This is a genomic window from Salinigranum marinum (genome assembly GCF_024228675.1).
Taxonomy (GTDB): Archaea; Halobacteriota; Halobacteria; order Halobacteriales; family Haloferacaceae; genus Salinigranum; species Salinigranum marinum.
In genome coordinates this window covers 2386759-2399786 of the sequence record NZ_CP100461.1, presented here as the reverse complement: position 1 = coordinate 2399786, position 13028 = coordinate 2386759, and the positions used below count along the sequence as shown (strand labels likewise).

At 69.2% G+C, this 13028-nt stretch carries 12 protein-coding genes; 7 read left to right on the top strand and 5 right to left on the bottom strand.

From position 1 onward, the window contains the following. Nucleotides 1-21 precede the first annotated feature (21 nt). From NKJ07_RS11895 to NKJ07_RS11885, 3 genes are all read left to right on the top strand, one after another. Entirely contained in the window at nucleotides 22-1236 is a 1215-nt protein-coding gene (locus NKJ07_RS11895; RefSeq protein WP_318567033.1) for an MFS transporter, read from the top strand. Between the two features lie 158 nt (nucleotides 1237-1394). Next, the gene (locus NKJ07_RS11890) at nucleotides 1395-2648 is read left to right on the top strand and encodes a 3-isopropylmalate dehydratase large subunit (protein ID WP_318567032.1); all 1254 of its coding nucleotides are present in this window, start codon (nucleotides 1395-1397) and stop codon (nucleotides 2646-2648) included. Between the two features lie 2 nt (nucleotides 2649-2650). Further along, nucleotides 2651-3154 carry a LeuD/DmdB family oxidoreductase small subunit gene (locus NKJ07_RS11885; protein WP_318567031.1) on the top strand — a complete coding sequence of 168 codons (504 nt, stop codon included), beginning with the start codon at nucleotides 2651-2653 and terminating at the stop codon, nucleotides 3152-3154. 52 nt (nucleotides 3155-3206) lie between these two features. On the opposite strand, the gene NKJ07_RS11880 is transcribed toward NKJ07_RS11885, so the two are convergent. Genes NKJ07_RS11880 through NKJ07_RS11865 form a run of 4 tightly spaced genes read right to left on the bottom strand, consistent with a single transcriptional unit; the run spans nucleotide 3207 to nucleotide 7173 of the window. After that, nucleotides 3207-4559: an MmgE/PrpD family protein gene (locus tag NKJ07_RS11880; protein ID WP_318567030.1), complete on the bottom strand. Its 1353-nt coding sequence runs from the start codon at nucleotides 4557-4559 to the stop codon at nucleotides 3207-3209. 60 nt (nucleotides 4560-4619) lie between these two features. Continuing rightward, nucleotides 4620-5456 carry a DUF6282 family protein gene (locus NKJ07_RS11875; protein WP_318567029.1) on the bottom strand — a complete coding sequence of 279 codons (837 nt, stop codon included), beginning with the start codon at nucleotides 5454-5456 and terminating at the stop codon, nucleotides 4620-4622. Beyond that, nucleotides 5453-6517 carry a hypothetical protein gene (locus NKJ07_RS11870; RefSeq protein WP_318567028.1) on the bottom strand — a complete coding sequence of 355 codons (1065 nt, stop codon included), beginning with the start codon at nucleotides 6515-6517 and terminating at the stop codon, nucleotides 5453-5455. The genes NKJ07_RS11875 and NKJ07_RS11870 overlap by 4 nt, the downstream gene beginning before the upstream one ends. Nucleotides 6518-6531: 14 nt before the next feature. Then, complete coding sequence (locus NKJ07_RS11865) at nucleotides 6532-7173, bottom strand: UGSC family (seleno)protein (protein ID WP_318567027.1); 642 nt, start codon at nucleotides 7171-7173, stop codon at nucleotides 6532-6534. Between the two features lie 117 nt (nucleotides 7174-7290). Between NKJ07_RS11865 and NKJ07_RS11860 the strand changes: the two genes are divergently transcribed. The 4 genes from NKJ07_RS11860 (at nucleotide 7291) to NKJ07_RS11845 (ending at nucleotide 12031) form a co-directional block, all read left to right on the top strand. Beyond that, a complete protein-coding gene (locus NKJ07_RS11860; protein ID WP_318567026.1) occupies nucleotides 7291-8661 on the top strand; it encodes an MmgE/PrpD family protein in 1371 nt (456 codons plus the stop codon). An 89-nt stretch (nucleotides 8662-8750) separates the two neighbouring features. Then, nucleotides 8751-9881, top strand: coding sequence for an acyl-CoA dehydrogenase family protein (locus tag NKJ07_RS11855; protein ID WP_318567025.1), 1131 nt, complete (start codon nucleotides 8751-8753; stop codon nucleotides 9879-9881). 101 nt (nucleotides 9882-9982) lie between these two features. Beyond that, nucleotides 9983-11176 (top strand): CaiB/BaiF CoA transferase family protein, encoded by a 1194-nt coding sequence (locus NKJ07_RS11850; RefSeq protein WP_318567024.1) that lies wholly within the window; start codon nucleotides 9983-9985, stop codon nucleotides 11174-11176. A gap of 60 nt (nucleotides 11177-11236) precedes the next feature. Then, nucleotides 11237-12031, top strand: coding sequence for an enoyl-CoA hydratase/isomerase family protein (locus NKJ07_RS11845; RefSeq protein ID WP_318567023.1), 795 nt, complete (start codon nucleotides 11237-11239; stop codon nucleotides 12029-12031). Between the two features lie 7 nt (nucleotides 12032-12038). Here NKJ07_RS11845 and NKJ07_RS11840 read toward each other — a convergent pair whose 3' ends face one another. Then, nucleotides 12039-12911: an isocitrate lyase/PEP mutase family protein gene (locus NKJ07_RS11840; protein WP_318567022.1), complete on the bottom strand. Its 873-nt coding sequence runs from the start codon at nucleotides 12909-12911 to the stop codon at nucleotides 12039-12041. Nucleotides 12912-13028: the final 117 nt, after the last annotated feature.

Genomic DNA, 13028 nt, shown 5'->3' with positions numbered 1-13028 from the left:
TCAACTGGAGGGACACAGACCGTGAACTCACGACATCGACGAGCGATCAGGAACGTCACAGCGGCGACGCGAGAGCTCCTCAGCGGCGACCGGGGCTGGATCCTCGTGGCCGTGAGCGCCGGCTGGTTCATGTCGTTCGGCGTCCGCCTGGTCTACCCAGCGCTCGTCGCCTTCTTCAGGGAGAGCTTCGGCTTCAGCCTCTCGACGACCGGGTTGCTCCTGACGGTGCTGTGGGTGTCGTACGCCCTGGGACACGTGCCTGGCGGCGTCCTCGGCGACCGGCTCGGCGAGGGGCGGATCCTGGTCGTCAGCACCCTCTGTGCCGCGGTCGCGGTGCTCGGTGTCGCCGCGGCGACCACCCCGCTGTTGCTGTTCGTCGGCACGGCCGGTTTCGGCCTCGCGACCGCCCTCTACGGGCCGACCCGTTTCACCGTCTTCACCGACGTGTACGGCGACCGGGCCGGGTCGGCGATCGGCCTCACCATGGCCGCCGGGAGCGCGGGCAACGCCGTCCTCCCCGTGCTGGCCGTCCTCGTCGCGACGGCCACGTCCTGGCGGGTGAGCTTCGGCATCCTCGCCCCACTGTTCGTCTGCGTCGCTGTCGGGATCCGGTGGAGCGTCCCGACCCGGACCTCGCCCGCGACGAGCGACGCCGGCGGGTTCTCGATGCGGACGATCGAGCGGATCACGGCGGGCGTCCGGCGCGCGTCGATCCCGACCGTCGTCGGGATCCAGCTCTGTTTCTCCTTTACGTATCAGGGGTTCGTCTCGTTTTATCCCCTCTTGCTCGCGGACGCCAAGGGGCTGTCGCCCGGCCTCGCGGCCTCGCTGTTCGGCCTCTTCTTCGTCGCGTCGTTCGTCGTCCAGCCCATCGCGGGCAGTTGCATGGACCGGTACGGAATCCGGGTGACGCTCGTCGGCGTGCTCGCACCGAGCCTCGTCGGATTCGTCGCGCTCCCGTTCGTCACGGGGACGGTTCCACTCGCGCTCCTCACGCTGGTGCTCAGCAGCGTGAGCGGCTGTGCGGTGCTCACCCAGACGTACATCGCCGACTCGCTCCCCGCGAACGTCCAGGGGACGGGCATGGGCGCGCTGAAGGCGACGTGGATGCTGCTCGGGGCGACGAGCCCCGTGCTCGTCGGCGTCCTCGGCGACTACGGCTACCTCTCCGAGGCGTTTCTCATGTTCGCCGTCACCGTCTCGGTCGGACTCGTGCTCGCCGTCGTCCGCCTGTGAGGTGTCGCTCCCCCTCCCGCCGGTCCTGCATCACTCACCCCCCTCGCGTCCGCACCACTCGCCTCTCGAAGCGCGGAGCGCGGCCCGGCGCACACGCGATATCCGCTCCACGAGAGTCGATGTCAACGATTAAATGGATGCCCGGCGATGCGGTCGTTATGGGACAGACGATGGCAGAGGCGCTCCTCGCCAACGCCTCCGGAACGGATCACGTCTCGCCCGGCGACCACGTCGTCTGCGAGGTCGACCTCACGATGACGCAGGACATTCACACGCCGGGCGTCGTCCATCTCCTCGAAGAGATGGGCGTCTCGGAACTGCACGACGCGTCGAGCCTCGTCGTGGTGTTGGACCACGTCGGACCGTCGCACACCGTGAACAACGCCGACGAGAAGGTCGGCATTCGCGCGTTCGTCCGCGACCACCCCGACGCGCACTTCTACGACGTGGGGACGGGGATCAGCCACGAGGTGCTCCCCGAGAAGGGCCACGTCCGCCCCGGCGAACTCATCGTGGGTACCGACTCGCACACGGTCAGCCACGGGGCGTTCGGCGCGGCCAGCACGGGCATCGGCGACACGGATATGGCCTACGCGCTGGCGACCGGCCAGGCCTGGTTCAGGGTGCCGGAGACGATCGAGTTCGTCGTCGCGGGCTCGTTCGGCGACCGCGTCTCCGCGAAGGACCTCCTCTTGCACATCGCGGGCGAGTTCGGCACCGACGTCGCGCGGTACAAGGCGATCGAGTTCCGCGGGCCGACTGTCGAGGCGCTCCCGATCGACGACCGCATCACGCTGACCAACATGTCGATCGAACTCGGGGCGAAGTTCGGCTTCACGCCCGTCGACGACGTCGTGACCGACTACGTCGAGGCCCGCACCGACGAGCCGTTCGAGGTGTTCCACGCTGAGGACGCCACCTACAGCGAGAGCCATCGGATCGACGTCTCCGATCTCGAACCGCAGGTCGCGCTCCCGCACGACGTCGGGAACGTCCACCCGATCTCCGACGTCGACCCGGTCGAGGTCGACCAGGTGTTCTTGGGGTCGTGTACGAACGGGAAGTTCGAGGACCTCGCCGCGGCCGCGGCGATCCTCGACGGCCACGAGGTCGCGCCGATGACGCGCTTCATCGTGACGCCGGCGTCGCGGGAGATCTACGGCCGCGCCGAGCGCGCGGGGATCATCCGGACGTTCACCGACGCCGGCGCGACCGTCACGAACTCGACGTGTGGGGCCTGTCCCGGCCTGGGGATGGGCGTTATCGGCGAGGGCGAGCGGTGTCTGGCGGCGCAGAACCGGAACTTCCGCGGTCGGATGGGCCACAACGACTCCGAGATCTACCTGGCGAGTCCGGAGACCGCCGCGGCGACGGCGATCACGGGTCGGGTCACCGACCCGAGGGAGGTGTGACGATGGCGTTCGAAGGGGCTGCTCACACGTTCGGCGACGACGTCAACACCGACTACATCACGCCCAGCGACTACTTCGGCCAGTCGTACGAGGAGATCGCCACTCACCTGTTCGAGCCGATCGACCCCGGCTTCTTTGAGCGATTCGAGCCCGGCGACGTGGTCGTCGCCGGCGAGAACTTCGGCTCCGGGTCGAGCCGCGAGACTGCGCCGAAGACGCTGAAAGTCGCCGGGGTGAGCGCGGTCGTCGCCGAGTCGTTCGCGCGGCTCTTTTACCGCAACGGGATCGCCATCGGTCTCCCGGTCGTCACCTGTCCCGGCGTGACCGCGATCGTCTCGGGCGGCGACGAGGTGTCGCTCGATCTCGAACGCCGGACGTTCACGAACGAGACGACCGACGAGACGCGCGACACGGAGCCGATGCCGGCCGAGATCCGGTCGATCTTCGACGCCGGCGGACTGCTCGCCCACTACGAACAGCACCCCGACGGGCTCGTCCTCGACTGAGCGCCCGCGGTGGTGTCGCGGGGTCCCGTCCCCTCCGTCTCACTCTCCGCGCTTACAGCCCTGCCGCGAGCGTGCGCACGCTGTCGCACGCGGGGAGTGCGTAGAGCCGCTCGAAGCACGCATCCTGGTCCGCCGCCGAGAGCGTCTCCTGGGTAAGATCGCGGAACTTCGCGGCGAGTTCGTCGTTCGAAAGGGGTGCTTCCGCCGCACCCTTCGGGTAGGCGACCTCGCGTTCGATCCGGCGGCCGTCTGTCGTCTCGACGACGACCCGTACCGGCCGCGTCTCGGGGTAAAGCGCCTCCATCTCGTCGGTCGCGACGACGGTCGTCCGCGCGAGCACCCTGGCGACGTCGTCGCGGTCGGCGTGGCCCGGATCGAACCGTTCGAGCGACGCCTCGCCCGTCGCCAGCGCGACCGCCACGCCGTAGGGGATGCTCATCTGCGCGTCGAGCAGGTTGTCGATCTCGGCGCTGTCGTGGTACGACGCCGAACGGTACGTCTGGACCTCGACCCTGTCCACGTCGGCCGGGGTGATCCCGTCGGCGCGGATCGCCAGGATCGCCTGGATCGGGCCGTGGATGTGTCGACAGCAGGGGTACGGCTTGACGTAGCTCTCGGTCACGGCGAATGGGTCGCCGAGACCGTCGAACGTCGACAGGTCGTACTCGTCCGAGAACGCCGTCGCGAAGCCGTCGTCGCCCTCGATGATCGTGTCGGGGCCGTCGAAGCCGGTCGCGGCGAGTTCCGCGGCGATCACGCCGGCCATCGCCGCCCGCCCTGGATGGAACCGTTTCGCCATCGACCCCTTCGTCATGAACTCGAAGAGGCCGCCCGCCTGCGTCCCCGCCAGCCCGAGCGCGTGTGCGGTCTCGGTCTCGTCGAGGCCGAGGACGCGGCTCGCGGCCGCGCCGGCCCCCAGACAGCCGGTCGTCGCGGTCGCGTGAAAGCCGCGCTCGCGGTGTGAGGTCTGTACCGCGACGGCCGTCCGGACCATCGCCTCGTAGCCGGCGACGATCGCCGTCACCAGCGTCTCGCCCGAGGCGTCGTGTTTCTCCCCGAGCGCCAGCGCGGCGGGGATGACGGCGCTCCCCGGGTGGGCGGACGCGCCGCGATGGCCGTCGTCGACGTCCAGCGCGTGTGCCGTCGTTCCGTTCGCGAGCGCGGCGAGGTGTGCGAGCGCCGGTCCGTCGCCGCCGATCACGGTGGCTTCGTCGCCGCCGAGCGTCTCGACGTACCCCAGCATCCGCGCCCCGGCGTCGGTCGTCGTCCCGGCGTAGGCGGCACCGAGCGTGTCGACGAATGCCGTCGTGGTCGCCTCGACGGTCGCCTCGTCCAGATCGTCGTACCCCAGCGTCGCACAGAACGCGGCGAGTCGAGCGGTCACTGCGGACTCCTCTGTGGTCATTGGCTCGTCGACGCGGCGGTCCGGAATAAACGCTCGGTCTCGGTGGCTCGCTTCCTCCGCTCAGCGCGGCTCGCCCAGCAGGGCGCGCGGGACGGTCCGGCTCATCCTCTCGACCGCGGACGCGGAGACGCCGTGTCGGCGTAGCCCTTCGACGAACGCGGCGTAGGCGTCGGGCGGCGACCGGTTCGTCGGCTGGCCGTGGTCGGTCGAGAGGACGCACCGCTCGGGCCCGATCTCGGCGATCCCCTCGGCCATCGCCTCGGTCGTGACATCGCCCTTTACGATAGGGAGGTAACACTTCTCGACGTACGCACCGCGGCTCGCCAGCTCGATCTGGTCGGCGAGCGACAGCCCCATGAACGCCGAGTCCGGGTGGGTGACGAGGTAGTCGACGGCCGTGCCGCGCTCGTCGATCGCGTCGAGGACGGCGTCGGTCTCGGCCGGGCTGACGTGGCCGTTGCCGAGGACGAGCCGGCGGTCGGCGTCGTCGAGCACGTCGAGGATTTCGAGCACCTCAGGCACGAGCTCGCCCGCGTCGTCCGTGACGGTCAGCGTCTGCCCGCGGAACGGGTACGGACGGTCCGTCTCGAAGTTCGCGGCGCTGAACGTCGGGAGCCAGACGACGCTCGCGCCGGTCTCGACCGCCAGCTCGACCGCCGATGGGTTGAGCCCGCCGACGAACGTGTTGAGCGTGAGCGACGAGTAGACGTCGACGCCAGGGACGGCGGCCCGCCCCAGCCGAACGGCCTCGAACGTGTTGCCGAAGTGGCTCTTGAGGACGATCCCGCCGAGCGGCGAGTCTCGCACCCGTTCGAGCAGCGTCGGTACGTCGTGCCGGCGTTCCCACAGCGACGGCGCGGCGTGGACGTGGCAGTCGATCGCGCCCGCGGGGATCACTCGCCGTCACCCCCGTCGATCGACCTCGTGACCGAGCGCGTCTCGCCGAACGAGTGCAGTGCCAGCGAGTGTTTGCCCGCGCCGCCGGCGACGAACACGACGACGTCTTGGGGACGTTCGACCAGCGGGATCCGGGCGTCACTGGACTCTTCCAGTCGGAACCGCCGGTGGAGGGTGTAGTTGTCGTAGACCCCCGCGGCCCGCAGGTCGGCCACCGTGTTCCGCGCCTGGTCGTACAGATACCACTGGACGTCCTCGACCGTCCAGCCGTCGCCCGCGACCGTCTCGGCGTGCTCCGGGCCGAGAACGAGCGCGATCTCGCCGCCCGAGTGGTGGGTGTTGTTGTTGCCGACTGTGGCGAAGACGTCCGCTGCGACCCCCAGTACCCCCGCCGCGTCGCCGTGGACGTGGTCGTTGATCTCGTGGGGCGCGTCGGCCCCCAGCACCGTCACCGTGCTCTCGTCGGCGTCGAAGCCGCGGCGGACGTGCAGGGGTTCCCACGGCGACGCCCGTTCGTTCTCGGCGACGCAGTAGCTGTACTTCCCGGGATGGCCGTGGGTCGCTCGGTCCATTTCGCCGGGGACGCCGCCGCCGACGTTGACGAGGAGGAGCCGGACCGCGCGGCCGATCGTCGCGTTCGCCCGCCAGCCCTGCCCGAACGCGTTGTAGCCGTAGTTGACGTTCAACTCGTCGACGATCGGGCCGTTGAGGACGAGCAACGGCGCGACGGGGTGGGTCGTGGCGTTGACCCCGTAGAGATTGAACGACTCGTCGGTCATCGCTTCGACCGCCGCCTCGATCACTGGCATGTACGCGGGCCGACAACCCGCCAGCACCGCGTTGATCGCGACCGTCTCGACGGTCGCCTCGCCGTACTTCGGGGGCACCACGCCGAGCGCTTCGTCGGGCTCTCGGTGGCTCCCCGCGAGCATGCGCTCGACGCGCTCGGGCGTCGGGGGGACGACGGGGAGGCCGTCGGTCATCCCCGCGCGGTACAACTGGTCCGTGACGGCCTCGACGTCGTCGGCCGCGATGTCGATCCGCTCCGAGGTGAACTCCATCCTGCCCCCTCCGGTCAGATCGGACACCGCAGGGTCGACGTGTCGACCGCGTCGTCGGCGTCGAGGTAGCGGTTCTCGTAGTCGGCTTCGAGCGCGTCACGGTCGCGGGTCAACACCGCGACGATCTCGGGGAGGACCTCCCGGGCGCGCTCGCGAACCTCGGCCTTGGGAACGCCGCCCATCGGGTGCGGGACGGTGACGAGCGGGAGGCCCGGGAGGCCGAGCGACCGGGCCTCCGACTGGCCGAGCGTGACGAACTCGTCGCTGTTCACCGTCGCCGTCGGCGTCCCCGCGCGTTCGAGGTGGACGCTGTCGTAGACGCACCACGACGTACACGAGCCGCAGTCGCCGTAGGCGTTGACCACCGCGTCACACCGCTGGTGAAGCTGTGTCGCGATCGAATCCGCCGGGATCGGGCTCTTGTCCTTGCGCCGCGAGAGCGTCTCGGCCACGCCGTACTCCGATTCGAGGAGCCGCCCGATCTCGGCGAGCAACACGTCGGCGTTGGCCTTCGAGTTGTCGAGCAGGCCGACCGTCGCCCCCGCCAGCGATCCGAGGCGGTCGGCGATCGGATCGCTTGCCGCGTTCACCGTCCCCCGGGGATCCAACACCGCCGTCGCTCTCGACTGTTCCGTCTCCGTGTCGTTCGAGCCCATGACTCACCGTCACGAGCGGGCCACAAAAGTGTTCAGTCGCCGAAAGCGCCGCGCTTGCCCCGACCAAACGTATTAGTCGGGGGCCGTCGTCGGTGCGGCCACGGAACCCACGCATCCATGAGTTCACTGAGCCGCGATCTGGCGGAGTACGTCGACCGGATCTCCTTCGATGAGTTCGACGAGGCAGTCGTCGACACCACGAGCGACCTGCTGTTCGACACGATCGGCTGTAGCATCGGCGCGTTCACGAGCCCCCCGGCCAAGGCGCTCCGAGACGAGTACGGCGGTCGCCGCGGGACGCCGGCCGCGACGGTCGTCGGCACGGACACCGACGTGGCCGTCGAGTACGCCGGGCTGATCAACGGGACGATGGCGCGGTACCTCGACTACAACGACTGCTACATGGCGACGGGCGGCGCGTGCCACCCGAGCGATCACATCATGCCCCTGCTCGCGGTCGCCCAGAGCGAGGGCGCGACGGGCCGCGACCTCGCCGAGGCGATCGTCGTCGCCTACGAGGTGCAGTGTCGCGGGCTGGATCAGGCCCCCGTCAGGGAGCGCGGCTTCGACTACGTCGCCTGGGGGACGTACTCCAGTACGGCCGCCGCGGGGGCGTTGATGGGGCTGTCGATCGACGAACTCGTCGACGCGTTCGGCATCGCCGGCGCGTCGAACGCGCCGCTGTACATCAGCCGCCGGGGCGACGTCTCGATGTGGAAGGGGATCGCCCACCCGTACGTCACGCACAACGCGATCCAGGCGTGTCAGATGGCGCGGGCCGGCATCACCGGCCCCAGCGCCGTCTTCGAGGGCGACTTCGGCTTCCAGGCGGTCGTCTCGGACCACGACCTCGACTTCGGCGGCACGCCGACCGGCGACGACTACCGGATCCTCGAGACCGGGATCAAGTACTTCGCCACCGGCTACTACATCCACTCGCCGGTGACGGGCGCGCTCGAACTGCTCGCCGACAACGACATCGCGCCCGACGAGATCGACGCGGTCCACGTCGACATCTTCGAGCGCGCCGCGGGCGCGCTCGCGACGCCCGAGAAGTGGGGAACCGACCAGACCCGAGAGACGGCGGACCACAGCATCCCCTACAGCGTGGCGGTCGCCATCGTCGACGGCGAGGTGACGCCGCGGCAGTTCGAGCCCGACCGCCTCCGCGGGAGTGACGTCCACGCGGTGATGGAGCGGGTGACGGTCGCCGAGGACCCCGACCTCACCGCCCACCGCCGCGAACGCCCCCGACACATCCCCTCCCGGACGACCATCACGGTCGACGGCACCGACTACGTCTCGCGGGTCGACGCCCCCCTCGGCCACCCGGAGCGGCCGATGACCGACGCCCAGCTCGCGGGGAAGTTCGCCGACCTCTGTGGGGGGCTCCTCGGCGACGACCAGATCGAACGGGTGACCGAGCAGTGTCGCTCCCTCCCGACCCTCGACAGCGTCGACCCGCTCGTCGACGCGCTCGTGATCTGAGCGCCGGCGTCCCGCTCTCGCCGCAATTCGCCGGCAGTCGACTCCACCGGCACGAGGAGTTATATCGGTGGGCTCCCCTCGGCCACTGTATGCAGTTCCAGCTCACGGACGAGCAGCGGATGATCCAGGGAGCCGCCGAGCGCCTCGCCGAAGAGGAGTTCGCCGACAGCGCGTTCACGTGGGAAGACGAGTTCCCCGCGGCGAACAAGGACCTGCTCGCCGAGCAGGGGTTGCTCGGCATCGCGCTCCCGGAGGCGTACGGCGGCGGGGGATACTCGGTCGTCGAGGTGCTCCTCGCCCAGGAGGCGGTCGGACGGATCTGCCCCGACACGGCGCACGTCCTCTCGCGGTCGTCGATGGGGGCGCCGCGGGCCATCGCAGCGCTCGGGAGCGACACCCTGAAAGAGCGGTACCTGCCGGCGGTGTGTGCGGGGGATCTGATCATGTCGGTGGCCGTCTCCGAGTCGGGGGCGGGCTCCGATGCAGGGGCGATGGAGACGAGTGCCAGAGTCGACGGTGACACGGTCGTCCTCGACGGGTCGAAGCTCTGGATCACCAAGGCCGACGTCGCCGGTGCGTTCCTCGTCTACGCCCGGTTCGAGGACGGCAACGTCGGCGCGGTCGTCGTCGACAAGGACGCCCCCGGCTTCGCCCTCGGGCGGGGTGACGAGAACATGGCCGGCCACGTCCAGTACGAACTCCTGCTCGACGGCTGTGAGGTGCCCGAGGAGAACGTCCTCGTCTACGGCGGCGGCGAGTCGTTCAAACAGCTGCTGATCGAGTTCAACGTCGAGCGCTGTCACAACGCGATGATGTGCGTCGCCTGCGGACTGAACGCCTTCGACAAGGCGATGGAACACGCGAAGACCCGGACGCAGTTCGACCAGCCGCTCGCCGACTTCCAGGGGATCGAGTGGAAGCTCGCGGACATGGCGACCCGGCTCGACGCCGCCCGCCTCCTGATCTACCGGGCGGCGGCCAACGCCGTCGACAGCTCCCCCTCGCGGCTCGAAACGTCGATGGCGAAGGTGATGGGCAACGAGGCCGGCCAGTTCGCCGTCGACGAGGCGCTCCAGATCCACGGCGCGATCGGCTACTCGAAGGCCAGCCCCCTCGAATACCTCTACCGGTGGGTGCGCGGCTGGCGCATCGCCGGCGGCACCGTCGAGGTACAGCGGAACATGATCGCCCGGGACCTGAAGAAACACGGCCTGGACTGACTCGCCCGGGGCTGCGGTTCCGTCGCCTGCGTTCGCCCCACGAGCGGTCGCGGTCACCGGCGTCGGCAGCTACTTATCGGGGCTGTCTGTACGTAGTCCACATGTCACAGCCTCTGTCGGGCATCAGCGTCCTCGATCTCGGACAGATCTACCAGGGCGGCTACACCGGACTGTTGTTGTCGTATCTCGGTGCCGACGTGGTCAAGGTCGAACCGCCGTGGGGCGAGAACGTCCGCACCCGGAGCGACGACGGCAAACCACCCCAGTTGCAGTATCTCAACGCCACCAAGCGCGGGATCACGCTCGACCTCAAATCGTCGGCAGGGACGCAGGCGCTGACGGATCTCGTCGCCGAGTGCGACGTCCTGATCGAGAACTTCGCGACCGGCAAGATGGCCGAACTGGGCCTCGGCTACGACACCCTCAGCGAGGTGAACCCAGAACTCGTCTACGCCCACGGCTCGGGCTACGGCGACAGCGGCCCGTACGCCGAGTACCCCGCGATGGATCTGACGGTCCAGGCGATGAGTGGCGTGATCCACACGACGGGCTACCCCGACCAAAAGCCCGTCAAGGCGGGGCCGGCGATCTGTGACTTCGTCGGCGCGGTCCACCTCACGCTGGGCGTCGTCAGCGCGCTCTTTCGCCGCGAACGAACCGGCGAAGGCGACTACGTCGAGGTGGGGATGTACGACTGTATGTATCCGACGCTCGCCTCGCCCGTCTCCGCGTGGGTCGCCGGGAAGGACACCCCGCCGCGGACAGGCAACAGACACTCCGGGCTCTCGATCGCGCCGTACAACGTCTACGAGGCCGACGACGGCTACGTCGCGATTATCTGTGTCTCTGAGCGCCACTGGACGGGGCTCGCGGGACTTATGGACCGCCCGGATCTGATCGATGCTGAGGGATATGACTCGAAGGCCGCTCGCGCGGAGCGACTCGAGGAGATCGACGCGCTCGTCGACTCGTGGCTCGACGGACGGACGAAAGACGCCGTCGTCGACGCCCTCCTCGACGCGGGCGTCCCCTGCGCGCCGGTCCAGACGGTCGAGGAGATCGTCGACGACCCACACCTCCGCGAGCGGGGGATGGTGAACGACCTCCGGAACCAGGGCGAGGGACGCGCGGAGATCCCCGTTCCGGGCATGCCGATCAAGTTCGCGGCCGTCGACGATCCCGAGGTCACCCAGGCACCGCTCCTGGGCGAACACACCGAAGAAGTGCTCGCGGAGATCGCCGGCTACGGCCCCGAGGAACTCCAGCGGCTCCGGGGTTCCGCCGACGGCGAGTGAGCCGGATCCGGCGAGGTCCCGCCCGACCTTTTTTGTCGGTTCGACGGGACGGAGCTGTGTATGAGCGCGTACGAACACATCGATTACGCGGTGCGGGACGGCAGAGCCGAACTCGTCCTCGACCGGCCGGACGTGTACAACGCGTTCGACCCGGAGATGCTGGTCGAACTCAACGAGTGCCTCCTCGAGGCGTTCGACGACGACGACGCCTACGTCGTCCTCCTCACGGGGCGCGGCAAGGGCTTCTGTAGCGGCGCGGACGTCTCGGGGATGGACGGCCGCGAGGACCGAGAGAACGCGTTCCGCTACGGCGCGCACCTCTGGAAGGTCCAGCACGTCACCCGCCTCCTCCACTTCGGGTCGAAGCCCACTGTCGCGGCGGTCAACGGCCCCGCGGTCGGCGCGGGCTGTGACTTCGCCCTCGCGTGTGATCTCCGGGTCATGGCCGAGAGCGCCTTCTTCCGGACCCAGTTCGTCGACATCGGGCTGGTCCCGGGCGACGGGGGCGGCTGGACCCTCCCACGGCTGATCGGCGAGAGCAAGGCGAAGGAGTACCTGCTCACCGGGCGGGACATCGAACCGGCGGACGCCGAAGCGATCGGGTTGGTGGTCGAGACCGTCGACGACGAGGACCTCATGACGGCCGCGCGCGACCTCGCGAACGAACTCCGCGACAAGCCGGCGACGGCGATGCGACACACCAAGGCGCTCATCGACGCGAACCAGTCGTTCGGCGAGTACGCCCAGGCGGCCCACGAGCGGCAGTACGACTGCATCACGGACCCCGAACACCACGAGGCCGTCGCGGCCTTTACCGAGCGCCGGGAGCCGGAGTTCGACCGGCCCTGGGAGTGAGAGAGCGCTACTCGCTCGTGTACCGGCGTTCGAGGTCGGTGATCTCGGCGAGTCCGGTGAGTTCGTTCCGTTCTTCCCACGTGAGCAGGTCGTCCATCACGCCCGCCTGCGTGCCCGTTTCGGCGATCTCCGCGTACACCTCGTCGAGCGCCTTCGCGGCGGCTTTGAACCCCGTCGCGGGGTAGAGGACGACGTCGAAGCCGAAGCCGGCGAACTGCTCGGCGGTGAAAAGCGGCGTCTCCCCGCCCTCGGTCATGTTCGCGAGCAGTGGGGCCTCGTCGCCGAGCGCCGTGGCGACGCGGCGGAGTTCGGCCTCCGACCGCGGTGCCTCGAAGAAGATCACGTCCGCGCCCGCGTCGACGTAGTCGAAACAGCGGTCGATGGCGTCGTCGAGGCTCGTCACCGCCCGGGCGTCGGTGCGGGCGATGATCGTGAAGTCGTCGTCCGCGCGGGCGTCGGTCGCCGCCCGGATCTTCTGGACCATCTCCGCGGTCGGGACGACCCCTTTCTCGTCGAAGTGGCCACAGCGTTTCGGGAACGTCTGGTCCTCGATGTGGATGCCCGCGACGCCCGCGCGCTCGAACGCCTCGACCGTCCGGACGACGTTGATCGGGTTGCCGTAGCCCGTGTCAGCGTCACAGAACACGGGCACGTCGACGGCGCTGACCATCTCGCGGGCGCGGTCGACCATCTCGGTCATCGTCGTCAGCCCCACGTCGGGCCGACCGTGGACGGCCGTCGAGACGGACGAGCCGCTCATGTACACCACCTCCCCGCCCGCCCGCTCGATCAGGCTCGCCGAGAGCGCGTCGTACCCGCCCATCGCGACGAGGATTTCGGGTCCCTCGATCAGCCGCCGGAACCGCGTCGTCTGCTTCACGTGGCGAGCCACGGGAGCGGTCGGTATAGTACCGACGGTGACGTGGGTGAGCGAGCCACAGCGCTGCGTCCACCTTCGATCAGCCAGAAACAATCGGGTAGATTTATTCACTCCGTG